This window comes from Streptosporangium sp. NPDC023825, assembly GCF_040639575.1.
Classification (GTDB): domain Bacteria; phylum Actinomycetota; class Actinomycetes; order Streptosporangiales; family Streptosporangiaceae; genus Streptosporangium.
In genome coordinates, this window is record NZ_JBFAAE010000018.1 from 60163 (window position 1) to 85452 (window position 25290).

19 protein-coding genes are annotated in these 25290 nt (G+C 70.9%); 8 read left to right on the forward strand and 11 right to left on the reverse strand.

Annotation, left to right across the window (positions count from 1 at the left end; all coding sequences use genetic code 11):
• The first annotated feature begins 166 nt into the window (after positions 1 to 166).
• The 7 genes from AB0G15_RS18170 (at position 167) to AB0G15_RS18200 (ending at position 8355) form a co-directional block, all read left to right on the forward strand.
• Entirely contained in the window at positions 167 to 2464 is a 2298-nt protein-coding gene (locus AB0G15_RS18170) for a helix-turn-helix domain-containing protein (protein WP_362840768.1), read from the forward strand.
• Between the two features lie 114 nt (positions 2465 to 2578).
• The gene (locus tag AB0G15_RS18175) at positions 2579 to 3304 is read left to right on the forward strand and encodes an alpha/beta hydrolase (RefSeq protein WP_362840770.1); all 726 of its coding nucleotides are present in this window, start codon (positions 2579 to 2581) and stop codon (positions 3302 to 3304) included.
• 367 nt (positions 3305 to 3671) lie between these two features.
• Positions 3672 to 4970: an MFS transporter gene (locus AB0G15_RS18180; RefSeq protein WP_362840773.1), complete on the forward strand. Its 1299-nt coding sequence runs from the start codon at positions 3672 to 3674 to the stop codon at positions 4968 to 4970.
• 66 nt (positions 4971 to 5036) lie between these two features.
• On the forward strand, positions 5037 to 5858 hold the full coding sequence (locus AB0G15_RS18185; RefSeq protein ID WP_362840776.1) for an alpha/beta hydrolase: 822 nt from the start codon (positions 5037 to 5039) through the stop codon (positions 5856 to 5858).
• A 12-nt stretch (positions 5859 to 5870) separates the two neighbouring features.
• Positions 5871 to 6695 (forward strand): alpha/beta hydrolase, encoded by an 825-nt coding sequence (locus AB0G15_RS18190; RefSeq protein ID WP_362840778.1) that lies wholly within the window; start codon positions 5871 to 5873, stop codon positions 6693 to 6695.
• A 14-nt stretch (positions 6696 to 6709) separates the two neighbouring features.
• Entirely contained in the window at positions 6710 to 7501 is a 792-nt protein-coding gene (locus AB0G15_RS18195; RefSeq protein ID WP_362840781.1) for an alpha/beta hydrolase, read from the forward strand.
• A gap of 62 nt (positions 7502 to 7563) precedes the next feature.
• Positions 7564 to 8355: an MBL fold metallo-hydrolase gene (locus tag AB0G15_RS18200; RefSeq protein WP_362840784.1), complete on the forward strand. Its 792-nt coding sequence runs from the start codon at positions 7564 to 7566 to the stop codon at positions 8353 to 8355.
• Positions 8356 to 8529: 174 nt separating this feature from the next.
• Here AB0G15_RS18200 and AB0G15_RS18205 read toward each other — a convergent pair whose 3' ends face one another.
• Positions 8530 to 9129, reverse strand: a complete 600-nt coding sequence (locus tag AB0G15_RS18205; protein WP_362840786.1) for a DUF742 domain-containing protein — start codon at positions 9127 to 9129, stop codon at positions 8530 to 8532.
• Between the two features lies 1 nt (position 9130).
• Positions 9131 to 12106, reverse strand: coding sequence for a nitrate- and nitrite sensing domain-containing protein (locus AB0G15_RS18210; protein ID WP_362840788.1), 2976 nt, complete (start codon positions 12104 to 12106; stop codon positions 9131 to 9133).
• A 390-nt stretch (positions 12107 to 12496) separates the two neighbouring features.
• Here AB0G15_RS18210 and AB0G15_RS18215 point away from each other — a divergent pair, with 390 nt between their 5' ends.
• A complete protein-coding gene (locus tag AB0G15_RS18215) occupies positions 12497 to 13546 on the forward strand; it encodes an ABC transporter substrate-binding protein (RefSeq protein WP_362840791.1) in 1050 nt (349 codons plus the stop codon).
• A 115-nt stretch (positions 13547 to 13661) separates the two neighbouring features.
• Here the strand turns inward: AB0G15_RS18215 and AB0G15_RS18220 are convergent, their stop codons facing one another.
• From AB0G15_RS18220 to AB0G15_RS18260, 9 genes are all read right to left on the reverse strand, one after another.
• Entirely contained in the window at positions 13662 to 14249 is a 588-nt protein-coding gene (locus AB0G15_RS18220) for an ATP/GTP-binding protein (RefSeq protein ID WP_362840793.1), read from the reverse strand.
• A complete protein-coding gene (locus AB0G15_RS18225) occupies positions 14230 to 14592 on the reverse strand; it encodes a DUF742 domain-containing protein (RefSeq protein ID WP_362840796.1) in 363 nt (120 codons plus the stop codon). Before AB0G15_RS18225 ends, AB0G15_RS18220 begins: the two co-directional genes overlap by 20 nt.
• A 39-nt stretch (positions 14593 to 14631) precedes the next feature.
• A complete protein-coding gene (locus AB0G15_RS18230) occupies positions 14632 to 15045 on the reverse strand; it encodes a roadblock/LC7 domain-containing protein (RefSeq protein WP_362680631.1) in 414 nt (137 codons plus the stop codon).
• 5 nt (positions 15046 to 15050) lie between these two features.
• Positions 15051 to 17978, reverse strand: a complete 2928-nt coding sequence (locus tag AB0G15_RS18235) for a nitrate- and nitrite sensing domain-containing protein (protein ID WP_362840799.1) — start codon at positions 17976 to 17978, stop codon at positions 15051 to 15053.
• A gap of 204 nt (positions 17979 to 18182) precedes the next feature.
• Positions 18183 to 20459: a [protein-PII] uridylyltransferase gene (locus tag AB0G15_RS18240; RefSeq protein WP_362840802.1), complete on the reverse strand. Its 2277-nt coding sequence runs from the start codon at positions 20457 to 20459 to the stop codon at positions 18183 to 18185.
• Positions 20460 to 20462: 3 nt separating this feature from the next.
• Positions 20463 to 20801, reverse strand: a complete 339-nt coding sequence (locus tag AB0G15_RS18245; RefSeq protein ID WP_329091194.1) for a P-II family nitrogen regulator — start codon at positions 20799 to 20801, stop codon at positions 20463 to 20465.
• Complete coding sequence (locus AB0G15_RS18250; RefSeq protein WP_362840805.1) at positions 20798 to 22111, reverse strand: ammonium transporter; 1314 nt, start codon at positions 22109 to 22111, stop codon at positions 20798 to 20800. The genes AB0G15_RS18245 and AB0G15_RS18250 overlap by 4 nt, the downstream gene beginning before the upstream one ends.
• Positions 22112 to 22820: 709 nt before the next feature.
• Positions 22821 to 23996, reverse strand: coding sequence for a ZIP family metal transporter (locus AB0G15_RS18255; RefSeq protein ID WP_362840808.1), 1176 nt, complete (start codon positions 23994 to 23996; stop codon positions 22821 to 22823).
• A gap of 1 nt (position 23997) precedes the next feature.
• On the reverse strand, positions 23998 to 24780 hold the full coding sequence (locus tag AB0G15_RS18260; protein ID WP_362840811.1) for a multicopper oxidase domain-containing protein: 783 nt from the start codon (positions 24778 to 24780) through the stop codon (positions 23998 to 24000).
• Positions 24781 to 25290 lie beyond the last annotated feature (510 nt).

The window sequence follows — 25290 nt, forward strand, 5'->3', positions numbered from 1 at the left end:
CTTGGAGGCGCCGCGGGGGGTGCGGAGGGGACTTGGGGCGCCGCGGCGGGTGCGGAGGGCCTCCCCGCCGACTCGTACCGACTCGTGCCGTCCGAGCGCCGTCCGTCACGAACACCGGTTTCCGTAACCTCGTGGATCTTGGGAGCGCCGGTTTTCCACGTAAGCTTTGTGTGATCTCCACCGGATCGCGGAGAAGGAGCGCTCGATCACCACTCCAGCCAGCTTCGCGGAGGTGCTGCGTCGCCATCGGCACGCGGCCCGCCTGACGCTGGAGCAGCTCGCCGAGGCTTCGGGGGTGAGTGACCGGACGCTGTCGGACATGGAACGCGGACGCAGCAAGGGCCCCCAGCACCGGACCGTCACCGCGCTGGCCGACGCCCTTCGCCTGGCCGACGCCGACCGCGAACAACTCGTCGAGCTGGCGCGCGAGGGCCGCCTGCGCGACCGCTGGGCCCGCCCGACCGGGCTGTGCGAGCTGCCGCGCTCCGTCGACGACTTCACCGGCCGGGCCGCGGAACTGGCCTGGACCGGCGAGCTGGCGCACGCCGGGGACGCGCCGGGCGCCGCGGGCGTGCGGCTCGTCACCGGCTCCGCCGGGCTGGGCAAGACCACGTTGACCGTCCGCGCCGCCCACGCCCTGCGGCCGGACTTCCCCGGCGGGGTGTTCTTCCTCGACCTGTTCGGTATGTCTCCGCAGCCGCTGCCCGTCGACGAGGCCCTGGGCACGCTGCTTCGCGCACTCGGCGTCGCGGACCAGCGGATGCCGGGCGACGTCGCCGGGCGTGCGTCCCTGTACCGGTCCCTGCTGCGTGAACGGCGCGCGCTGATCGTGCTCGACAACGCCGCCTCCGAGGAGCAGGTCCGGCCGCTGCTGCCCGGCGGCGGCGCGGGCAAGGCCCTGGTGACCAGTCGCCGCCTGCTGGCCGGCCTGGAGGGAGTGCGCAGACTCGGCCTCGGGCCCCTGCCCGTGCTGGAGGCCACCGAGCTGCTGACCGGAATCCTGAAGGACCGCGGCACCTCGGACGAGGGATCGGCCGTCGGGCGGCTCGCGCAGCTGTGCGGCGGGCTGCCCCTCGCGCTCCGGATCGCCGGGAACCGGCTGGTCAGCCGGCCCGGCTGGAACGCCGCCGACCTCGCCGCCCGGCTGGCGAACGAGGAGCGCCGCCTGGACCAGCTCAGCGCCGGCGATCTCAAGATCGCCACCGCGTTCGGGTTGTCCTACGAGCAGCTGGCCCACGCGACGCGACGGCTCTTCCGCCGGCTCGCCCTGGTGCCGGGTCGCGGCTTCGACGCCGCTCTCGCCGCCGTGGTGGGCGGCACGTCGATCGAGGGGGCGTGGGACGCCCTCGACGAACTCGTGGACCTCGGACTGCTGCAGGACAGCACGTCGGGACGCTACCGCTTCCACGACCTGGTCCGGCTGTTCGCCCGCGACCGGCTTCGGGAGGAGGAACCCGCCGACGAGCGCGACACGCTCACCGTGACGATGACGTCGTGGCTGGTGCGGACGGCCACCGCCGCCGGGCGGTGGTTCGAGCCCGGGTACGGTCCTCCCGACCGGCCCGTCCCCGGCCTCGCCGCCCTGTCCTCCCCGGAGGAGGCCGACCACTGGCTGCGCGTGAACGTGGACAACTGGCTGGGCGCGTTACGCCACATGGTGAGCACCGGCCGGTTCGCCGCCGTCCTCGACTGCGCCGAGTCGATGCACTGGTTCTCCGACCGGTGGATGCACGCGCCGCACTGGTACGAGGTCTTCACCCTCGGAGCCGAGGCCGCCGCCGCCCTGGACGATCCGGCCCGGCAGGCCGAGCAGCTGAACCTGCTGGCCTGGGTCCACCTGGTGCCGCGAGAGGACCTGGAGACCACACTGCGCTACACGGCCCAGGCGATGGACCTGGCCACGCGCAGTGGCGCCACGACGCAGATCGCCTTGGCCCACCACCATGCGGGGGGCGCGCTTCGACGGCTCGGGCGGCTCGACGAGGCCATCGTGTCGGAAACCCAGGCGGCGAGGATCTTCAAGGCCAACGGCGACATCGATCGTTACTCCCATTGCCTCGGCGCCCTCGGCACCTGTCTTCGCGACGCCGGACACCACACCGAGGCACTGGAGCAGTACCTCGACCTGTTGGCCCTGCTGAACGACGACCGGTCGGGGATGACGCCGGGCGTCGCGGCGTTCACCCGGCCGATCGCGCTCGCCCGCATCGGCGAATGCCTGGGACTGCTCGGTCAACGGGCCGAAGCGATCACCAAGCTCACCGAGGCGATCAGCCTCATGGAGCAGGCTCGGTTGCCCGTCCCGCAGGCCCGCTCCCTGGAGACGCTGGCGGCCTTGCTGGCCGACGAGGAACGCGCCGGCGAGAGCCGCCATGCCTATACGCGGGCGGCAGAGGTGTACGAGGCCGTCGGCGACGCCGAGGCGAGCAGCCGCTGCCGCGACCTGGCGGACACCGCGCCCTGACGGTTTCCGCCCTACTTCTGCGTCCTGTTCTGCGTGGCCGGGCCGCGTACGCACGACTTGGATGGAGTGCACCGGGACAGACACCGGGCCTGTCGATCCAGCTCAGGAGCGACCATGACCAGTATCGGGAACATCGTGCTCGTGCACGGTGGCTTCGTGGACGGATCCGGCTGGCAGGGCGTCTACGACGAGCTGACCGGGGACGGGCTCCGCGTCCGCGTCGCGCAGAACCCGACGCTGTCGCTGGAGGGCGACGCCGCGATGGTCCGCCGGATCCTGGACGGTCTCGACGGCCCGGCCGTCCTGGTCGGTCACTCCTACGGCGGGGTCGTCATCAGCGAGGCCGGTACCCACCCCAACGTCGCTTCACTGGTGTACGTCGCCGCGTTCGCCCCCGACACAGGCGAATCGGTCGACACCCTCATCGCCGCGTTCGCTCCCGACACCGGCGAATCGGTCGACACCCTCATCGCCGCCACGCCGCCCGGCGCGCCGGTGCCGCCCGTCCTCCCTCCCGTGGGGGGCTTCCTCCTTCTCGACCGCGACAGGTTCGCCGCCTCGTTCGCCGCCGACCTGCCCGGCCGGGTGGCCGCGTTCATGGCGGACTCCCAGGTCCCGTGGGGCGTGGACGCCTTCGGCGGGGCGGTCACCGAACCGGCCTGGCGGCACAGGCCCAGCTGGTACCTCGTCGCGATCGAGGACCGGATGATCCCGCCGCCGGCCCAGCGCATGATGGCCGAACGCGCCGGAGCGAAGGTCGTCGAGGTCGTCGGCAGCCATGCCGTCCACATATCCCAGCCCGCCGCGGTCGCCGACCTCATCCGCGAGGCCGCCGCCTGACGACGTCCGCCCTCACGGGGCCGGACACCGGTCACATCCGGCCGGACAGTTCCACGAAGCGGTAAGGCGCCGCTCACAAGGCGTTCGGACAGGAAACAAAACCCTCCCCGCCTCGACGGGGGCACCGGCCGGTCTTTCGCCGGACCCGGTCATCACCGCCGAGGCCGATGCGCCGCGGGACGAGGGCGAGGCCCGCGCCGCCGGAACCCGCGGCGGGCGTGCCCGTGACCGCGGTGCGCCACCGGTACGTCATCCGCGGATCTCTCACGCTCAACGCCCCGCGCGGCGCCCATGCCGCCCGGGCGGCGATCGATCGGGCCCGGCGCTTTCCGGCGCGGGTGCCCGGCCCTGACAACAGGAGGCAGACATGACAGGTAGACCGGTGACCAAGGCCGCTGTCGTCGGCACCGCTCTCGAATTCTACGACCACGCCCTCTTCGGCCTCGGAGCGGCGATCGTCTTCGACGAACAGTTCTTCCCGGCCGACATGCCCCTCGCGGGCACCCTCGGCTCCTTCGCCGCGTTCGCGGTCGGATTCCTGGCCCGCCCGATCGGCGGTGTCGTGTTCGCCCACTTCGGCGACCGCGTCGGGCGTAAGCCCATGCTGGTCGTGACGCTGCTGCTCATGGGACTGTCCACGGTCGGCATCGGACTGCTGCCCACCTACGAGCAGGTGGGCCTGGCGGCGCCCGTCCTGCTCGTGCTGCTCCGGCTGGCGCAGGGTTTCGGCGCGGGAGCCGAGTACGCGGGCGCCCTGGTCCTGGTGGCCGAGACCAGTGCCCCCCGCCGGCGGGGTCTGTGGGCCTCGCTCCCCGGGGCGGGCGTCCAGATCGGAATCCTGACCGCCACGCTGGTCTTCACCGCGGTCACGGCGCTGCCGTCGTTCGAGACCTGGGGGTGGCGGTTACCGTTCCTGCTCAGCCTCGTGGGCGTGGGCGTGGGGCTGTTCCTCAGGTTCCGGGTGCCGGAGTCGGAGCTCTTCGAGCGCGAGCGGGCGCGGGGCCTGAGCCGTTTCCCTGCGCTGGAGGTCGTCAGAAGGCAGCCGCGGATCCTGCTGATCGCCTTCGCGGCCAACGCCCCCTTCGGTGCGATCGCCTACGTCTTCAGTGTTTTCGTGTTGTCGTACGTGACCAGGACGCTCGGTCTGCCGGCCACGGTGGGCCTGGTCGCCAAACTGCTCTCCGCCGCGGTGGCGATCGCGGTCACGCCGCTGTTCGGGATGCTGGCCGACCGCGTCGGCCGCCGTCCCGTCTTCCTCGGTACGGCGCTTCTGCTCGCCGTGTTCGCCTTCCCGATGTTCTGGCTGATCGACACCGGCCGCCCCGAGCTGGTGATCCTCGCGGTCGTGCTGGGGTACGGCGTCTGCGTCGCCGGGATGTTCGCCGTGCTGGCCTCGCTGCTGACCGAGCTGTTCGACACCCGCCATCGCTACAGCGGCGTCGCGATCGCCCGCGAGTGGACGGCCGCGCTGACCAGCGGCCCCGCTCCGCTCGTGGCGGCAGGCCTGGTCGCGGGCGCCGGTGGCGTGTCCTGGCCCATCGCCCTGCTGGTGGTGGCCTGCTCGGCGCTCGCCTTCACCGCGGTCCTGTTCGCCCCGGAAACCCGCCACCGGAGCCTGAACGAAGCCGTGAGCGAACCGGCGATCCGCACAGGTGCAGTCATCTGACGGATGGCCGCCGAGGGCCGCGGATCTAGCGTCGAGCCCGCCGACACCGATCAGAAAGGCCGCGAGATGCCCTACGTGAGCACCGCCGACGGTACGCAGATCTTCTACAAGGACTGGGGCAGTGGTCAGCCCGTCGTCTTCAGCCACGGCTGGCCGCTGAACGCCGACGCCTGGGACGACCAGCTCCGCCTGGCCGCCTCCCACGGCTTCCGCGCCGTGGCGCACGACCGCCGCGGCCACGGCCGCTCCGGCCAGCCCTGGAACGGCAACGACATGGACACCTACGCCGACGACCTGTCCGCCCTCCTGGACACGCTCGACCTGCGCGACGCGATCCTGGTCGGGCACTCCACCGGGGGCGGGGAGGTGACCCGCTACATCGGCCGCCACGGCACCTCCCGGGTGAGCAAGGCCGTGTTGCTGGGCGCGGTGCCGCCGCTGATGCTCAGGACCGAGGCCAACCCCGCCGGGTTGCCGATCGAGGTGTTCGACACCATCCGGGGTGGCGTCGAGGCCGACCGCTCGCGGTTCTACAAGGAACTGGCCATGCCCTTCTACGGCTACAACCGGCCCGGCGCCCAGGTGTCGCAGGGCGTCATCGACGCGTTCTGGCTGTGGAGCATGCAGGTCGGCCTCAAGGGCGCGCTCGACTGCATCAGGGCCTTCTCCGAGACCGACTTCGCCGAGGACCTCAAGCGCTTCGACGTCCCCACCCTGATCGCGCACGGCGACGACGACCAGATCGTGCCCGTCGTCGCCTCGGCGCTGGAGAGCTCCAGGCTGGTCAAGGGCTCCACACTCAAGATCTACGAGGGCGCCCCGCACGGCCTGGCCGGTGCCTTCGAGCGCGAATTCAACGCCGACCTGCTCGCCTTTCTGAACGCCTGAAGGAGCACCCCCATGACTTCTCCGCGTCGCCTGCTGGGCATCCTCGTCGCCGGTTGTCTCCTGGCCCTCGGCCTGCCCGCCGCACCCGCCACCGCGACCGGCACCGCAACCGCGACCGCGACCGCGAAGCCGACCGTGGTACTCGTTCACGGCGCGTTCGCCGACGCCTCCGGCTTCAACGACATGATCACCCTGCTGCAGCGGGCCGGATTCCCGGTGATCGCACCGGCCAACCCGCTGCGCGACGTCGCCGGTGACGCCGCGTACATCTCCAGCGTCCTGGACACCATCCCCGGCCCGATCATCCTCGCCGGCCACTCCTACGGCGGCATCGTCATCACCAACGCCGCCCGCGGCCACGACAACGTCAAGGCCCTGGTCTACCTGGGCGCGTTCGCGCCCGACCAGGGGGAGAGCGCCCTGCAGCTCGCCGGCCGGTTCCCCGGCAGCAAACTGGGCGAGGCGCTGCTGCCCCGGCACTACCCGCTGCCCGACGGCACCATGGACGGCGTCGACGGCTACATCACCGCCGACAGGTTCCGTGAGGTCTTCGCCGCCGACCTGCCCGCCGCCAAGACCCGGCAGATGGCGGCCACCCAGCGGCCCGGCAGCGTCACCGGCCTGTCCGACGGCAGCGGCGCGCCGGCCTGGAAAACCATCCCGTCCTGGTATCTGATCCCCACCCGGGACAACGTCATCCCGCCCGCCGCCCAGCGCTTCATGGCCGGACGCGCCGGCAGCAAGGTCCGCGAGATCGACTCCTCGCACGTCGTGATGACGTCCCACCCCGCCGCCGCCACCGCGGTGGTCCTGTCCGCCTACGCCGCCACCCGATAGCAGGGGGAACCGACATGAGACCCGACACGATCGTCTTGATCCACGGCTTCTGGGTCACCCCGCGTAGCTGGGAGCACTGGGTCGCCCGCTACGAGGCTCAGGGATTTCGAGTGCTGGCCCCGGCCTATCCGGGTTTCGAGGTGGAGGTGGAGGCGCTCAACGCCGACCCCACCCCGATCGAGAAGGTGACCGTCCCGCAGATCATCGAGAGCCTGGAAACCCTGATCGGAGGCCTGGAGACGCCGCCCATCCTGATGGGCCACTCCGCAGGCGGCGTGTTCACCCAGATCCTGCTCGACCACGGCTACGGCGCCGCCGGGGTGGCGATCAACTCCGCGCCCACCGAGGGGGTGCAGGTGGTCCCGCTGTCGCAGATCCGCGCCACCTTCCCGGTGTTGAAGAACCCCGCCAACCGGCACAAGGCGGTCGGGTTCACCTACGAGCAGTGGAAGTACGCCTTCACCAACACCTTCCCCGAGGACCAGGCGCGGGCGACCTACGAGCGCTACCACATCCCCGCCTCCGGCAACATCTTCTGGGGCAGCGCGCTGGCCAACATCCACCCCGGCAAGGACGACAACTACGTCGACTACCACAACGACGACCGCAGGCCGCTGCTGTTCATCGCGGGCGAGAACGACCACCTGATGCCGCCCAAGATCCAGCGTTCCAACGCCAGGCACTACAAGTCCGCCACCGTCACCGAGGTGGTCGAGTATCCCGGCCGTTCCCACCTGATGCCCGCCGAGCAGGGCTGGGAGGAGATCGCCGACTACGCCCTCACCTGGGCCCTCGACCACTCCTGACATCGACTCCCCGGGGGGACCACCACCCGGCCGTCCCCCCGGGCACTCCGAAGGATCAGCGCATGACGGAAGTCAGGTTCACCCACATCGGCGGCCCCACCGTCCTCATCGAGTTCGAAGGCTGGCGACTGCTGACGGACCCGACCTTCGACACCCCCGGCCGGACCTACGCGTTCGGCTGGGGGACCTCCTCCCGCAAGCTCACCGGCCCCGCCCTCCCGCCGGACGCGCTGCCGCCGCCGGACGCCGTCCTGCTCACCCACGACCACCACGGCGACAATCTCGACGACGCCGGGCGCGTTCTGCTGGCCACCACCAGAACCACGATCACCACCTCCTCGGGCGCCCTCCGCCTGGGCGGGACCGCCCGCGGGCTCAGGCCCGGGCAGAGCACCCGGCTGGAGGCACCCGGCCGGCCGCCGATCGAGGTCACCGCCACTCCCTGCCGGCACGGGCCGCCGCTCAGCCGTCCCATCGTCGGTGACGTCATCGGCTTCGCCCTGACCTGGCCCGGCCAGACCCACGGCTCGCTCTGGATCACCGGCGACACGGTCTACCACCGTGCGCTCCGCCAGGCCGCCGCCCGGATACGGCCGGGTACGGTCCTGCTCCACCTGGGCGGCGTCGGCTTCCCCCTCACCGGGCCGCTGCGCTACACCATGACCGCCCGCCAGGCCGTACGGCTGTGCGAGGCCATCACTCCGCACACGATCCTGCCGGTCCACTACGAGGGCTGGCAGCACTTCCGGCAGGGCCGCGACGGCATCGAGCAGGATCTGCTGCGGGCGCCGGGGCAGGTCGGCAGCCGGTTCCACTGGCTGCCCATCGGATCGGCGGAACACGTGCGTCTCTAGACACCGGCCTTGCCACCGAGGAAGGCGGCCTTTCCGGCTCCGGCAGCCCGTTGACCTCACATCCGGGCTCGGGAAGCCGCGCCGCCCGCCGGGAGACCGGCCCCGGCCTGTTCCCCGTCCGGCCGGAGGTCCCGTCAACGAGCGCGCCACCAACCCCCACCGGGTTGGCCGAGCCTAGCCCCTGAGGTGGTTGAGGACGCGTTCGAGCAGGTCGGGCCCGGGGCCCGCCGCGGTGACCCGGGGATGGTGGATCCGCACCAGGCCCTCGGACTCCATGTCGGAGACCAGGACGCGGGTGACGCCGAGGGGGACACCCAGGAGCGCGGATATCTCCGCGATCGAGCGGATGCTGCGGCACAGGTCGCTGATGAAGCGGTATTCCCGGATGTAGGACAGGCCGAGCGGGGTCGTGGTCGTGGTCGAGACCAGCGCCTCCATGGCGAGCTTCGAACTCGGCACGACCCGTCCCCCGGTCACGGCGTACATCCGGACCAGCGCGCTCTCCTCCTCGGCCGGCTCGTCATGCTCCGGCCCGTACCCGAGGCGCCCCTCCCGCCGGGTCCCGAACCCGGGCGGCTCCTCCGGGGAGGCGTATCCCGGCGGCTCCGCCCCGGAACCGTGCGCGGGTGGCGTCGCGGGCCATCCGTGTCCCGCCGGCTCGGCCGGGAGGCCGTACCGGGGCGTGTCGTCCCACCGCTCGTCCCACCCCTCCTGCCGGGAGAAAAGGTGACCGTCGCGAAGCTCACGTCCGTGGTCCCGGTTGCCGGCCCGCACGCTACTGTTCCCCCTTCGGAAGCTCGTTGCGCGCCTTGCGCACGCCCTCCTGGAAGCTCGCCATGCGGCTGCGCATCCGCTCGGGCGAGAGGGCGGGCCGGTCCGGCGCCGGCGCCGGGGACTGCTCGGACCGCACCGGCGGCGTGACCGAGCCGGGGACCAGGTTGGCCCGGGGGGTTCTCCTGGGCAGGCCGGCCTCGGTCGTACCGCCGAGCACGGGAGCGCTCGCCGCCTGCGCGGCCTGCCAGCCGAGGTCACCGGGCGAGGTCCACGGCTCGGGCTCGGCCCGGGGCTCCTCGGAGGCGGGATCACCGGAGTCCCCGGAAACGGAGCCCTCGGAAACAGAGCTCTCGGAGGAGGAGCCCTCGGAAGCGGAGTCACCGGAGGAGGAGTCGTCCTCGGGAACGGGCCCGGAGGAGTCGCCGGAGGCGGCACCCGCCTCGGGGTGGGCCGCCCGCGCGCCGGGATCGGGGGCGGGAGCGGCGGTCCTGAACCAGGCGGACTCGACCGCGGCGAAGATCGGCAGGAAGTCGTCCTCCCGCTCCGCCGAGGTCCCCGCACCGGACGGCGACCCGGTCTCGCCCGGCGTGGGAAGGCCGTCGAGGAAACCGGGCGAGCCGTCGAGCGGACCGGGAAGGCGGCCGAACGGGCCGCCGGGCGGCTGCGGGAACTCCCCCTGCTCCCCCTGCGGGCGGCTCCGCTCCGCGGGCGGGCTCCACACGCTCCGCACAGTCGTCTCCGGCCTGACCCGCGAGGGCAGCGCCGGACTCGCCGCGGAAGGTGCCTGCGTGGCCGTGGGCGCCGCGAGCAGCGGAACCCGCGGGACCGGGGCGGCCGGATCGTCCTCGTCGTCGTCCGGGGTGTGCGGGAACGGCGGAACGGGCGAGCCGCCCGCGTCACCGGGGAACGGGGAGCCGGCCGCCCCCGCGGGGAAGCCGACCACCCCGGCGGGAAGGCCGGTCGCACCGGCCGGCGTCACCGGGAAGGCGGCCGCGGGCTGCGGGTAGCCGGCCGGCCGGCCCGCGAGGGGCGGCAGGACGAGGAGCGACTCGGGAATCATGATCATCGCGGTCAGGCCGGTGTCCTGGGGGCGGAGCTGGACGCGGATGCCGTGCTTGAGCGCGAGGCGGCTGACGACGAACAGGCCCATGTGGCGGGCGATCGAGGCGTCGGCGTCCTGCGGGTCGGCCAGGCGCCGGTTGACCTGGGAGAGCTCGTCGTGCGTCATGCCGATGCCCCGGTCGGTCACCGAGACCATCACGCCGCCGTCGTCGATCCGGCTGCTGGACACCGTGACCCTGGTGTCCGGCTGCGAGAACGAGACGGCGTTCTCGACCAGCTCGGCGAGCAGGTGGACCACGTCGCTCACCGCGGGGCCCGCGACGGCGACCTCCGACTGGACCCGGTTCGTCACCCGCTCGTAGTTCTCCACCTCCGACAGCGCGGCCCTGACCACGTCCATCAGCTCGACCGGCTGCCTCCAGCGCCGCGCCACCTCCTGCCCGGCCAGGACGAGCAGGTTCTCGCTGTTGCGGCGCATGCGGGTGGCGAGGTGGTCGAGCTTGAACAGGTCCGCCAGCCGCTGGTCGTCGCGTTCGCCGCGCTCCAGCCGCTCGACCAGGGTGAGCTGGCGTTCCACCAGGCTCTGGCTCCGCCGTGAGAGGTTGACGAACATCGCGTTCACGGTGGCGCGCAACCTGGCCTCGTCGCCCGCCAGCCGCACGGCCTCCCGGTGGACCTCGTCGAACGCCCTGGCGACCTCGCCGATCTCGTCGCGCGACACCACCCCGATCGGCGGCACGTCGGCGACGATCTCCCCTTCTCGCGACTCGCGGACCCGCTGGACGTACGCGGGCAGCCGCTCCCCCGCGACGTCCAGCGCCTCCCTGCGCAGCCGTCTCAGTGGCACGACCAGCGAGCGCGCCACCCCGACGGTGATCGCCAGCACGAGCGCGAGAAGGGCGACGACGGCCGCGGCGACCATCAGGGCGCGGCTCTGCTCGGCGTCACCGAGCCGCTGGCTGCGCGCGACGATGTCCTGGGCGTGCCGCTCCTCGGCCTCGCGCATGTGGCCGATGGTGACGGTGGCCGCGTCGTACCACTCCTTGGCGTCGTCCTTCCGCTCCAGGGTCAGGCCCCTGAGCGGGACGCCGGAGGCCGCGCGGAGCAGGACCAGCTCGCGCAGGAGTACGGCGCGTTCGGCGGTGCGGCCGTTGACGGTCTCGTCGAAGAGCCGGCGGTCCCGGCTTCCGGCCTCGGCGGCGAAGGTCCTGCGCTCGCTGCGCTCGGTGGAGAGCGCGCCGAGGAACTGCTCCATCTGCCCCTGCTCGAACCGGCCCGCCACGAGCACCACCGTCAGCAGCGCCCGCTGGAGGGAGATGGCCTCCTTGGCGCGGGCGAGCGCGTCCAGGGTGATCGCCTGGCCGGACAGGACGTCGTCGGCGCCGCCCTTGCCGAGCTCGTCGTACAGGGAGAGCAGGTCGGCGATGAGCAGGGAGTAGGCGGCGATGGCCGCGTCGGGCAGCAGCGTCGACCTCAGGGCCTGCTCGCGCAGCGGGAAGAGGTCGTCCAGACGGCTGATCGCGCTCTCGACCTCGTCCCTGGTACGGCCGCTCACCTCCTCGCCGAGCAGGGAGCCGCTCTCGCGGACGCGCGTCGCGGAGCCGTCGACCAGGTCCATCTGGGCCCGCACGTTCCTCACGCCGTTCTCCGGGCGGCCGAGGGCGATGAACCAGGCGGTCTGGTCGCGTTCCTCGGCCAGTTCGTGGGTGAGCGTGCCGATGTGGGCGGAGAGCCGGGCGAGGTCGTTGACCCGCTGGTAGTCTCCCGCGGCGCGCATCGAGGCGAACACCTGGACACCGCCGAGCAGCACCGCGGCGATCGTGGGAACCAGGACGAGCGCGACAAGGCGCCGGCGTACCCGCCAGTTCCGCGGGCGCAGGCGGCTGCCCGCGTCGTGGATCTCGTGTGGACTCACCGAACGCTGCCCTCTCGGTGGATGAACCTCTGGCCGAATTTCCCATGGTCCCCGGCAATTCGAGCACATATCAACCCGTGGGGCCAAGCGAACGCAGCCCGGTAAATGCGGTATCCCCGGCAGGACAGGAACCGGACCCGGGGCTCCGCCTATGGCTGGAACCCCGTTTTCGGCCCTCCGGATACCCTTATTGAGCATTTAGCAACCTATATGACCGTTTGTATCGTTCCATCCTGCGACCGCGGGAACCCGCGACGGGGTCGCGCCGGTCGCCGGGGGATCACGAAATTGTGATTCGCCATATTTACGCCATATCTTGACTCCCTACATCCGTAGCCCGCACCGCGCCCCCGGCCCGCCGAATCCGGGCGGCGAGCCCTGGAGGAGACCGTGGCCACATCCGGCGACGTCGCGAGCCAGGTTCGCGGCTCCCGCCCGACCGCCCGCGCCCTGTCCCTCCCGCTGCCCCTCCCCCGGCTGCCCCTCCCCCGCCGTCTCCTGGCGCTCGGCGCGGCCACCGCTTTGTTCGTCTCCCTCGCCGCGTGCACCGGCCAGGACACGCCGGGGACGGCCGCACCGGCTCCCCCGGCCTCCGGCGGGACCGTGAGGATCGCCCTCAACGAGTGGGCGGGCTACGAGGCCGGCGCCGCCGTCATCGGCCGCCTGCTCACCCAGGAGCTCGGCTACCAGGTGCAGACGGTGAAACTCACCCCGCCCGAGTCCTGGGCGGGCCTCGAGAAGGGCACGGTGGACGTGATCGTGGAGAACTGGGGGCGGGAGGCGCTGAAGCGGACCTACATCGAGGAGAAGAAGGTCGCGGTCTCCGCGGGAAGGACCGGCACCAGGGGGGTCATCGGCTGGTACGTCCCCCAGTGGATGGTGGACGAGTATCCCGGGATCACCGACTGGCGGCGGCTCAACAGGTACGCCCACCTCTTCAAAACGGATAAATCCGGCAATTTAGGCCAGCTTCTCGACGGGGATCCCTCGTACGTCACCAACGACGAGGCCCTGGTCCGCAATCTCGGCCTCAACTACCGGGTCGTCTACGCGGGCAGCGAGAAAGCGCTGATCGACGCCGCGAAACGGGCGACCCGCGACCGGACCCCGCTGCTGATGTACTTCTACGAACCGCAGTGGCTCTTCACCCAGGTCAAGCTGGCGAAGGTCAGCCTCCCGCCGTACGCGATCGGCTGCGACGCCGACCCCGCCAAGGTGCGGTGCGACTACCCGCCCTACCTGCTCGACAAGATCGTGAGCAGGCGGTTCGCCGACACCGGGGGCAGGGCCTACGAGCTGGTGCGGAACTTCTCCTGGACGAACGAGCAGCAGAACGCGGTGGCGAACGACATGGCCGGCAACGGCCTCGACCCCGCCACGGCCGCCCAGAAGTGGATCGACGCGAACAGGATCACCTGGAAGGAGTGGATCCCGGACTGACGGGTCCCCTGCGCGAGCCGGGCATCGGACCGCGTCCCGTTCCGGAGACGGCCCGAGACCCCGTCCGGGGACGGTCCGCGGAGCGCGGGCCCGTCCCCGGACGGAAAAAGCGTCACTACACCGACGTACCGTAGGCCGTGCGGACCCGCAGCACGTGCTCGACCAGGGTGATCAGCGTGCTCTTCACCGAGTCGCGGGAGCGGGCGTCGGTCCGCACCACGGGGACGTGCGGGGCCAGCGTCAGAGCCTCGCGCACCTCCTCCTCGTGGTGCGGGAACTCGCCGTTCCAGCCGTTGACACCCACCACGAAGGGGAGCTTGGCCTCCTCGAAGTAGTCGATCGCCGGAAAGCCGTCGGCCAGCCGCCGGGTGTCGATCAGGACCACCGCGCCGATCGCGCCGCGCACCAGGTCGTCCCACATGAACCAGAACCGGTGCTGACCCGGCGTACCGAACAGGTACAGGATCAGGTCACGGTCCAGCGAGAGGCGGCCGAAGTCCATCGCGACCGTGGTGGTGGTCTTGTGAGGAGTCAGCCCCAGGTCGTCGATCCCGGCGCTGGCGTCGGTCATCACCGCCTCCGTGGTCAGCGGCACGATCTCCGACACCGCCCCCACGAACGTGGTCTTGCCGACGCCGAACCCACCCGCGACAACGATCTTCGTTGACGTCAGGCCACCCTGGCTAGAGCCTGCGAAGTCCACTGAGAACCCTTTCGAGCATGTTGAGGTCCGGTTGTCCCTCGTTGAGGTGCGGCTGGTGGATGCGGACGAAGCCCTCGTCGACCATATCCGCCACCAGCACGCGGGCCACGCCGAGCGGCACCTTCAGCAGAGCCGAGATCTCGGCGACCGACCGGTACGAACGGCAGAGCCTGATGATCGCATCCTGCTCGGGGGTGAGCAGAGCCAGGTCCTCCTCCATGATGAAGGAGGAGGAGACCAGCGCCTCCATCGCCATGTGGAAGCGCGGCTCCGACCTGCCGCCGGTGACGGCGTACGGACGGAACAGGGGCTCGTCGTCCCCGGTTCCGTCAATCCCGAGCACGAGCCTCTCCCGTGAGGACACCGGGCGTGCGCGCGGTCACTACCGGCCCCGGGAGGACTGCAGCTCGGCGCGGAGCGCCGGGGTGAGCACCTGTCCGGCCCTGTCGACGAGCATCGTCATCTGGTACGCCACCAGCCCCATGTCACAGTCGGGAGAGGCCAGCACGGCGAGCACGGAGCCGTCGCTGATCGCCATGACCAGCAGCAGGCCGCGCTCCATCTCGACCACCGTCTGGGTGACGGCGCCTCCCTCGAACACGCGGGAGGCGCCCACCGTCAGGCTGAGCAGGCCCGCCGCGACGGCGGCGAGCTGGTCGGCCCGGTCGGGGGGAAACCCTTCGGAACTGGCGATCCTCAGCCCGTCGGCGGAGACGCACACCGCGTGCGCGACACCTGGCGTGCCGCGGACGAACTCGGTGATCAGCCAGTCGAACCTGCGTGCCTCATGACTCAGGATCGTCACGAGCCCTCCTCCTTGTCCACCAGGCTCCTGGTGGTGGTATCGACTACTTCGGCACGGCCCCGCCGTACACCTTGCTGGAAGCTCGACAGACGGCTGCGCACCCTGTCCGGTGACATGGGCGGCATGGGGCTGGACGGCACGGCTGCGGCCGTACCGGGTACGAGATTCGCCTTGGGGGTGCGCTTGGGCAGGCCCGCGGCGGTCACCCCGCCGAGCGCGGGCTCACTCGCCGCCTGGGCGGCCCGCCACCCGGCGTCGGCGGGGGTGTTCCAACTGTCCGGCTCGGCCGCCACCGCTTCCACCCGCTCTCTCGCCGGCGGTGTGTCGCGAACCGGCATGCCGGTCGGGGGCGTCGGCTCCTCCCCCCACGCCGGCGCGTCATAGGGCTCGCCCTCCACTCCGGGAGACGCCACCCGTCCCGGGGATCCCCCCGCGACCGGGTGCTCGCCCGACTCCTCCGCCCGGCGGAACCAGGCCGACTCGATCGAGGCGAAGATGGGCAGGTACTCCTCCTGCTCGGCCTCGAGCGGGGAGACGCCCACCGCGGGCATCGCCCCCACCGCCGTGTCCTCGTACGAGGACTGGCTCCAGGCGGAGAAGTCGGAGACGGGAGCGCCGTTTCCGTTTCCGTTGACCTGTCGCTTGGGCAGCGGCGGGCCGCTCCTGGCCGGGCCGCCGGGCGGACCGGAGGGAGCCCCCGGGGCCGGGGGGGCACCGAACGGCGGAGCGGAACCGAACGAGGGCGCGTCCACGGACGCCTGCCCGAACGCCTCCTGCCCGAACGCCTCCTGCCCGAACGCCTCCTGCCCGAACGCCTCCTGGCCGAACGAGGTCTGCCCGTACGACGCCTGCCCGAAGGGATTCGACCCGAACGGGGACTGTCCCTGCTCGAACGAGGGGTGGGTGTGTCCGAACCCGGGCTGGGGCTGCCCGTACGAGGGCTGCCGGACGGGCGGGCGACCCGCCGGCGTCTGGGCGAAGAGGTCCTGCGAGGGAGCCTGCTCGGCCCCCCAGGAGGGCGTCTGGACCGGCTGGACCGCCTGGACGACGAGCTCCGGCGGGAACAGGACCATGGCGACGAGACCGCCGCCCTCCTGCGGGCGCAGCTGGACCCGGATGCCGTGGCGCAGCGCCAGGCGGCCGACCACGAACAGGCCCATGCGCCGTGACACCGAGACGTCGACGACGGGCGGGTCCGCCAGCTTGCGGTTCGTCTCGACGAGCTCGTCGTGGGTCATGCCGATGCCCGGGTCGCTCACCGCGAGCAGCGCGCCGCCGCCCTCGATCACGCTGCTGGAGACCACGACCTGGCTGGCCCGGGGGGAGAACTGCAGGGCGTTCTCCACCAGCTCTGCGACCAGGTGCACGATGTCGTTGGCGGCGCTGCCCGCCACCGAGATGGTGCGGTGCACCTTGACCTGGACCCGCTCGTAGTCCTCGACCTCCGACAGGGACGCGCGGACGACGTCGACGAGCTTGGCCGGCTGGCTCCGCCTGCGGGTCGGCTCGTGACCGGCGAGGACCAGGAGGTTCTCGGAGTTGCGGCGCATGCGGGTGGCCAGGTGGTCGAGCCTGAACAGGTCGGCCAGGCGGCTGCCGTCCTCCTCGCCCTTCTCCAGGCCGTCGATCAGCGAGATCTGCCGCTCGACCAGGGTCTGCGTGCGCCGCGACAGGTTGACGAACATCGCGCTGATGTTGGAGCGGAGCTCGGACTCCTCGGAGGCCAGGCGCACGGCCTGCCGGTGGACCTCGTCGAAGGCCTTGGCGACCTCCCCGATCTCGTCGCTGGTGTCGACCGAGATGGGATCGACGTCGGGGGTCCGGGTGTCGCCGGAGACCCGCAGGCGCCGCACGACCTCGGGAAGCCGGAAGCTCGCCACCTCCAGCGCCTCGGCGCGCAGGCGGCGCAGCGGCGTCACCATCGAGCGGGCGATGACGACCGTGAGGCCGAGCACCAGCAGGAGCAGGAGCAGGATGAGCCCGGCGGTGATGATCGCGTTGCGCTGCTCGGCGTCCTCGAGGTCCCTGGCCCGGGTGACCACGTCACCGGCGACCTGGGTCTCGACCTTCCGCATCCGGTCGAGGACCACGCTGTTGTCCGAGAACCACTGCTTGACCTCGTTGAAGTCGGACAGCAGCCGTCCGGTGCGCGCGGGGTTGCTGGCGAGCACGATCACCCTGGCCTTGATCAGCTCGGCCCGGTGGACCCGCTCGTCGATCAGGGCGGTGACGAGGAGCTGGGCGTTGTCCGGGCTCGCCTCGACGCCGAAGTCCGCCTCGTACTCGTCCATCCGGGAGCGGGAGGCGATGAACTTCTCGACCTCCTGCGGGTTGATCAGCGAGGGCGCGTAGTAGCCGGCCAGCAGCCGGGCGCGCTGCTTGGAGACCTCCTCCTTGGCGTACGCCAGGGCGCTGAGCGCGCGGGTGTTGCCGATGATCTCCGGGTCGTCGCTGACCAGAGTGAGCTCCTCGTGGAGCGTCAGCAGCGGGGCGATCATGGAACTGTACCGTTCCACACGGGCGATGCCCGGCAGGCGGCGCAGCTCGGGAAGGCCCTCCAGCTGGTAGGCCACGTTCCTCGCCGCCTCGACGACCCGGGCGCCGTAGGAGTCGTCGATCGCCTGGACTTCCAGCCGCACCTTCCTGGCCAGCGCGTCCACGGTCCTGCGCTGCGCGTCGGAGCTTTCCTTCAAGCCCTTGTTCGAAGGCTGGAACGACGACCACGCGCCCCGGTCACGTTCCAACCCGAGCGCCTGGGCCAGGTCGCGGAGACCGCCCGAGTACTCCGCCGCGGTGGCGGTCCGCTGGTAACCAGCCACACTGTCCACGGAGGTCACCACGCGCGTGCCGGCGAGCACCACGCCCACCGCCGTCGGCACCAGGATCAGGGCCGTCAGACGCGAACGGACACGCCAGTTCTTCAAGCCGAACCGGGCGGCAGGCCGCTTGCCGCGGTCGGGTGCCGAAGCACCTCCGCTCTCGGATGTCGCCGTAGTCACCGCTCTCGCTACCCCTCAATCGCGACACAAGTGGACAACATCAGACCACAAGGTCATGGGAAAGAATCGGCAAAACCGACATAGCGACTTTAATCGTTACGAAGGCGACGAGGGACCGATTTTTTACGGTTACCGCAGGGCAGCCAGCACCTGATCGCGCACCTGCGCCCGCTGTACCTCGTCGGTCAGCGGGCGGCCGGCTCTGTCGACCACGTAGAAGACGTCCACCGCCTCTGCGCCGAGAGTCTCCACACGGGCGGCCCGTACGTCAAGGCCACATTCACCGAATGCTCTACCAATCCGCCACAAAAGTCCCGGACGGTCATGGGCCCGCACCTCGATGACGGTCGCGGTGTTGGACGCGTCGTCCACCAGGTTCACCCTCGGCGGCGCCACCGGCACCCGGGCCGGTCGCATCGACCTCGTCCTCCTGGCCAGGCGTTGCTCGATGTCGAGGCGGCCGGCCAGCACCAGGCGCAGGTCGGCCTCCAGCGTCGCGGGGTCGGGCGGCGAGCCGTACTCGGGCACGACCGAGAACTCGATCACGGCGGTCGTCCCCGCCGAGGCGGCCGACGCGGCGCGGACCACCATCCGGTGCGCGGCCAGCACTCCGGCCGCCCGCCAGAGCAGCCCGGCGCGGTCGGGCGCGACCACGGTGACCGCTCCCCCGTTGACGCGCACGGCGCCGCCGCCGTGGCGGGCCAGGGACGCCTGCTCCACCGAGAGGGACGGCGCGGGACGCAGCGGGGTTCCCGAGAGCGCCGAGCGGACCCGGCGTACCAGGTCGGCGACGAGCGAGGCCTTCCACGAGTTCCAGGCGGCGGGCCCGGTGGCGTGGCCGTCGGCCACGGCGAGGGCCGCCAGCAGTTCGAGGACCTCGCGCGAGCCGACGGCCTCGGCCACCCGGGAGATCGTCACCGGGTCGTCCAGGTCGCGGCGGGTGGCCGTCTCCGGCAGCAGCAGGTGGTGGCGGACCACGGTCTCCAGGATGTCGACGTCGGCCGGGGGCAGGCCCATCCGGGCCCCGATGTCGCGGGCGACGACGGCACCGGTGGTGGAGTGGTCGCCGGGGTACCCCTTGCCGATGTCGTGCAGGAGCGCCGAGATGAGCAGCAGGTCGGGCCGGGAGACCTCACGGGTGAACGAGGCGGCTCCGGCGGCGGCCTCGATCAGGTGCCGGTCGACGGTGTAGCGGTGCACCGGGTTGCGCTGCGGGCGGTGCCGCACCCGCTCCCAGTCGGGCAGCAGGCGGACCAGTATCCCGGCCTGGTCGAGCTCCTCCCAGACCGGCACGGCCGCGCGACCGGCGCCCAGCAGCGCCACCAGCGCGTCACGCGCCTCGTCGGGCCAGGGCACGGGCAGCGGCGGCGACTGGGAGGCCAGCGCGGTGACCGTGGCGGGCGCCAGCGGCAGGCCCGCCTCGGCCGCGGCGGCGGCGGCGCGCAGCACCAGCACCGGGTCCTTGCGCGGGTTGACCCCGCGGGCGAGCACGACCTCCCCGCCGTGCTCGACGACGCCGTCTGCGAGCGGGCGGCGGCCACGCGGGGTGGGACCGGTCAGCAACCGGTCGACGGTGCGCCAGGTGGCGTCGAAGGAGTGCCCGATCGTCCTGGCGGCCTCGGCGAGCCTGCGCATCAGCGCCTCGGCGTCGAGCAGGCCGAGCATCCCGGCGACCGCGTCCTGTTCCTGGAGCACCAGCCTGTCCGCGCCGCGGGCGGTCACCAGGTGCAGGCCGTGCCGGATGTCGAGCAGCAGCTCGTAGGCCTCGCGCACCCGGGGGCCGGGCGCCGAGGCGACCCAGGCCGCCGCCACGGCCTGCATCGCCTGCACGTCGCGGATGCCGCCGCGGGAGTCCTTGAGGTCGGGTTCGAGCAGGAACGCCAGCTCGCCGCTGGCCTCCGCCCGCTTGTCGGCGGCGTCGCGCAACTCACCCAGGCGGCGCCGGGAGTCGGCGCGCCACTCGGCGAGCACGATCTCGCGCGCCGATCGGGTCAGCTCCGGGTCTCCCGCCACGTGCCGTGCCTGGATCAGGCCGAGGACCGCCTTGAGGTCCTCCCTGGCGACCTTGGCCGCCTCGTCCACCGTCCGCACCGAGTGGTCGAGACCCGTCCCGGAGTCCCAGATCGGGTACCAGATGCGGTCAGCGACGCGCGCCACGTCCTCCCGCCCGTCATGGAGCAGGACCAGGTCGAGGTCGCTGCCCGGCGCGAGCTCGGAGCGTCCAAGGCTCCCGACCGCGACGAGCGCGACTCCGCTGAGGGCGCCGCGCTCGTCGTTTCTCGTCGTTCCCCCGTTGGGCCCGTACGGCGTGCCGACCGCGGTGCGGACCAGGTCCGTCAGCCAGCGGTCGATGTCCGCGGCCCGTTCCTTACGGGCCGCGGCGTACGAGCGCGTGTCGCCTCTCACCGGTTAGAGCGCCTCGGGTCCGCGTTCCCCGGTGCGGACGCGGACGACCGTGTCCACCGGAACGGACCAGACCTTGCCGTCACCGATCTTGCCGGTCTGCGAGGCCTTGACGATGACGTCGATGACGTCCTCGGCGTCCTCCTCCTCGGCGAGCACCTCGAGGCGGACCTTGGGCACCAGGTCGACCTGGTACTCGGCGCCGCGGTAGACCTCGGTGTGACCGCGCTGGCGGCCGTAGCCGCTGGCCTCGCTGACCGTCATGCCCTTGACCCCGAACTGCTCCAGGGCCGCCTTCACGTCGTCGAGCTTGAACGGCTTGATGATCGCTGTGATGAGTCTCATGCGTCCACCTTCTTAGACGCCGGGGTGGAGGCCGGGCCGTTGACGGCGGCCACACCCGAGGAGTGGATGGTGCCGAGGTCGTAACCGGTCTCGGCGTGGGAGGTGATGTCGACGCCGGTGATCTCTTCCTCGGCGCCGATGCGGAAGCCGACCGTCTTGTCGATGATCTTAGCGATGATCCAGGTGATGATGAAGGAGTAGGCGCCGACCGCGACCGGGCCGAGAACCTGCAGGCCCAGCTGCTTGACGCCGCCACCGTAGAAGAGGCCGGTGCTCTGCTGCTCCAGGAACGGGTAGGCGGCGATGAAGCCCAGGGAGACAGCGCCGATCACACCGCCGACCAGGTGCACGCCGACCACGTCGAGGGAGTCGTCGTAGTTGAGCTTGTACTTCAGGCCCACCGCGTAGGCGCAGGCCGCGCCGGCGACGAGGCCGAGGAGGAGAGCCGCCCAGGGGTCCACGAAACCACAGGCCGGGGTGATGGCGACCAGACCGGCGACGGCGCCGGAGGCGACACCGAGGCTGGTGGCGTGGCCGTCGCGCATCTTCTCGACCACGAGCCAGGCGCCCGCCGCGGCGGCGGTGGCGATCTGGGTGTTCATGAACGCCAGGCCGGCGGTGCCGTCCACCGCGAGCTCGGAGCCCGCGTTGAAGCCGAACCAGCCGAACCACAGGAGACCGGCGCCGAGCAGGACCAGGGTCAGGTTGTGCGGCCGCATCGGCTCCTTGCGCCAGCCGGCGCGCTTGCCGAGCACGAGCGCCAGCGCCAGCGCCGCGGCTCCCGCGTTGATGTGGACCACGGTGCCACCGGCGAAGTCCTCGATGCCGAGGTTGAACAGCCAGCCGTTGCCCCAGACCCAGTGGGCCACGGGGAAGTAGACAATGGTCGCCCAGACGATGGTGAACAGCACCCAGGCGCCGAACTTCGCGCGGTCGGCGATGGCACCACTGATCAGCGCGACGGTGATGATCGCGAAAGTGAGCTGGAAGGCCGAGAAGACCAGGCTCGGCATACCCGTGCCATCGTCCTTGGTGGCGGTGTCGACCAGGCTCTGCAGCCCAAGGGCGTCGAAGCCGCCGATGAACTTGTTGACGAGCTCGCTGCCGTTGTCGGTGAAGGTCAGCGAGTGCCCGTAAAGCACCCATGCGATGGTGACGGTGATGATGCTGACGAACGACATCATCATCATGTTCAGGACACTCTTGGCCCTGGTCATTCCTCCGTAGAAGAACGCAAGGCCGGGAGTCATCAACAGCACCAACGCGGTGGCTGTGAGCATCCAGGCAGTGGTGCCGCTATCGATCTTCATTCGACGCGACCCTCCCTTACAAATGGCGTGTGGCCGGTTTCACAGTCGCAGTGATCGCTTCCTGGGCTCCATCGACCGGCCGCGCACTGACGTTGCGCCACAGCGTGTTCTTCCACCGTTTCAAGGTGCGACCTTGCGTGTTTCACATCTGTGAATCTCGACCGCGTGGTGTTTCAGACGTGTTTCGGACGAGACGTGCCATGACTTGTAGTTGACCGTAAAAGCGCCCAGGTGGGTCGTGCTTGACGGTTCCCAGAGGGTTGGATGTCCCCGCCGATGGCGGTCGCCACGCCCGCCACGCCCCCTCAGGCCGGACATATAGGTAGGGCCGTAACCCCTGGCCAGGGGCTCGTGCGGCCTTGATCGACTTCGTCGCCGTTCACGCTCCGGCGGGCGGGTGTTCCGGACGGCCGTCTCAGTGACTGTCTGGTGGTCCAGGCCTCCGGCCTGCACGGGCGCGACGGTTACGGGCTCTTTTCAAGCCGTCCGGAACACCCGCCCACCTCCGCTGCACGAGTTCTCGTCGTACGGCGCGCGACCGTAGCTGCTTTCTCTCCGGCCGCCCGGTGAACGCTGTGCGGCTGAAGCAATCCGTACGAGACCGTTCAGGGCGAGCCGCCGTAACCGAAGCGTTACTTTCGAAAGGAGCGCACGGCGCGCACCGTGAGAATCAAATGTTCACGCCCCGATCCGGTCCGTGTTCAGCGGGTCAGGTAAGAAGCCCCGTGGCGTACATGAGGACCATTCCGGCGAGGATGCCGGCGATGCCGAGAGGGTGCAGCAGCCGCCCCGTGTGATCACGCACTGACGGCGCGATCTGGAGTATCACCTGCACGATCGCGCCGACACCCAGCCCCAGCAGCAGCGCGGCGATCGCGGGTTGCACCGTGGCGGCGCCGAGCCAGGCGCCGAGGATGGCCGGGCCGCCGGCGATGAGGCCCAGAAGCGCCAGCCGTGGCGGTGAGACGCGTTCCTCGCTGACCGGCGCGACGATGGCGAGGCCCTCGGTGGTGTTGTGGATCGTGAAGCCGACGACGAGCGTCGCGCCGAGGGCGAGCGCGCCGACGGCGTAGGCCGAGCCGATCGCGAGCCCTTCACCGAGGTTGTGCAGGCCGATGCCGACGGACACGAGCAGCGCCAGGCGGTGGCCGCCCGTCTGTCCCGGTCGTGCGGCCATCCAGGCGTGCACGCCGGACAGCAGCAGGTACGCGGCGACGGCGCCCATCGCCACGAGTCCGGCACCGCCGAGCCCGCTCGCACCGGCGTTGGCGACCTCCATGCCCTCGAGCGCCGCGTCGATCGCCAGCCAGGCGAGCAGGCCGATGGTCAGTGCCATCAGGGCGCGGATCCAGGTGGGAGGTACTCGTCGTAGCCACGGCAGCCAGAGCATCCCGATGGCCACGGGGATCACCCCGACGTACGTCCCCAGGAGCGTCATCAGGCCGAGGAATCCGGACGGGTCGGGGGTCGTGACGGCGACGGGGATGTCGTGGGTGACGACGCCTCCGGTGGAGGTGAGGAGCGTCACCTCGTAGGCCTCCGCGCCGACCCACGGGTAGGTGATCCGGACGTTGGCGGAGCCGAGGCGGCCGATCTCCGGTTCGCTCATCCGGAAGTCGGTGAAGGCGTCGTTGACCGCGACCTGGACGACGGCGACCGGATCGGCGCCCTGGTTGCGCACGACCAGTTCGATGGAGCCCGCGCCGAGTATCGTCCGCTCCACCGTGAGCTCCTCGGCCGGAGGGCCGTTGCGCGAGGTCAGGCCGGGGCCGTCCAGGACGGCGAGACCCGCGACGGCGACGGCGATGACGCACAACGGCAGGAGACCGAGCAGCCACGTGTTCAGGCGGGTGCCACTCGGATGACGTGCCCGGCGTTCTTCCATGTCACCGGTTCCTTTCGCAGTCGGTGGAAGCGGTGCCACCGCAACCGGCCTCGAAGAAGCCCATCCAGCCGAGCTCGGCGAACTCCGACTGGTGCGCGTGGAACATGAAGCGCCCCTGGCGGGGAAACGTCATCTCGAGAATTCCCCGCTGGCCCTGGCACAGCATCACGGTGTCGGTGTGCTCCGCCGGGCGCGATGACGTGCCGGTCGGATACCAGTCGAAGAAGTTCCCGTGGACGTGGAAGGAGTTGACGAGGTCGTATTCGAGGATGTTGACGAGATAGATCCTCACCAGCTCGCCGACGGTCACCTTCACCGGCTCTCCCACGTACGCGAAGGGAATGGTGTTGACCGCGTACAGCTCGTTCGAGCGATCGAAATCGGTGTCGAACCCGTTCATGACCATCACCAGCTCGTCGGCCTCGGTGCGCGCGCCCTTCGGGTCGATGACGAAGGCGCCGTACAGGCCCTTGGCGATGTGGGCGGCGAGCGGTGTCACGTGGCAGTGGTACAGATGCACGCCGAACGGCTCCGCGTCGAACTCGTACACCGCCCGCCCGCCCGGCTGGATCAGGCCGAGACCTATTCCCGCGGCCCCGTCGACCTCCGCCGCGTGCAGGCCGTGAAAGTGAATCGTGTGCGCGTGCGCCGAGTAATTGACGAGGGTGATTCTCAGGCGGTCGCCCTCATTCGCGCGAAGTGTGGGGCCGGGAATCCTGTCGTTATAGGTCCAGGCGGGGAACACGACCCCGGGAGCCACCTCGATCGGCTTCTCGCGAGCCACCAGCGTCCATTCTCGAAGCGTCCTTCCACCGGGCAGCGAAGACGCCTTTCCCCTGTCGAAATCCCGCAGGAGCGCCGTCGGGTGGAACCCGTTCTTTCCATTGTCCACCTGGGTGCCCGACCTGAAGCCGGCGTGCGCGGACCCCGCGGTGTGTGCCGGAACATGCTGGTGACCGCCTGGATCGGAGGCCGAAATCGCCGGCCTCCCGGCCAGACGCGCGGCGACAGCGGCCCCGACCGCGGGAGCCAATGCGGCAATTGCGCTACGTCGAGAGATGTCTGACATATGAAACACGGTAAATGGTAAAGGCTCGCGTTACAATACGCAAATTAGGCCCCTATTTGACCCAATATGCCAGAACAAAAGATGCTTTATTGGCAATGACGGCAAATGGCAATCACCGCCGTGCGACAGCCAAGCCCATGGCGACATCACGGTCAATCGACATGCCATTGATATCCGATTTGACGGAATTGCCGCAATGAACCTTTTCCAACCTGATCTCGCAGA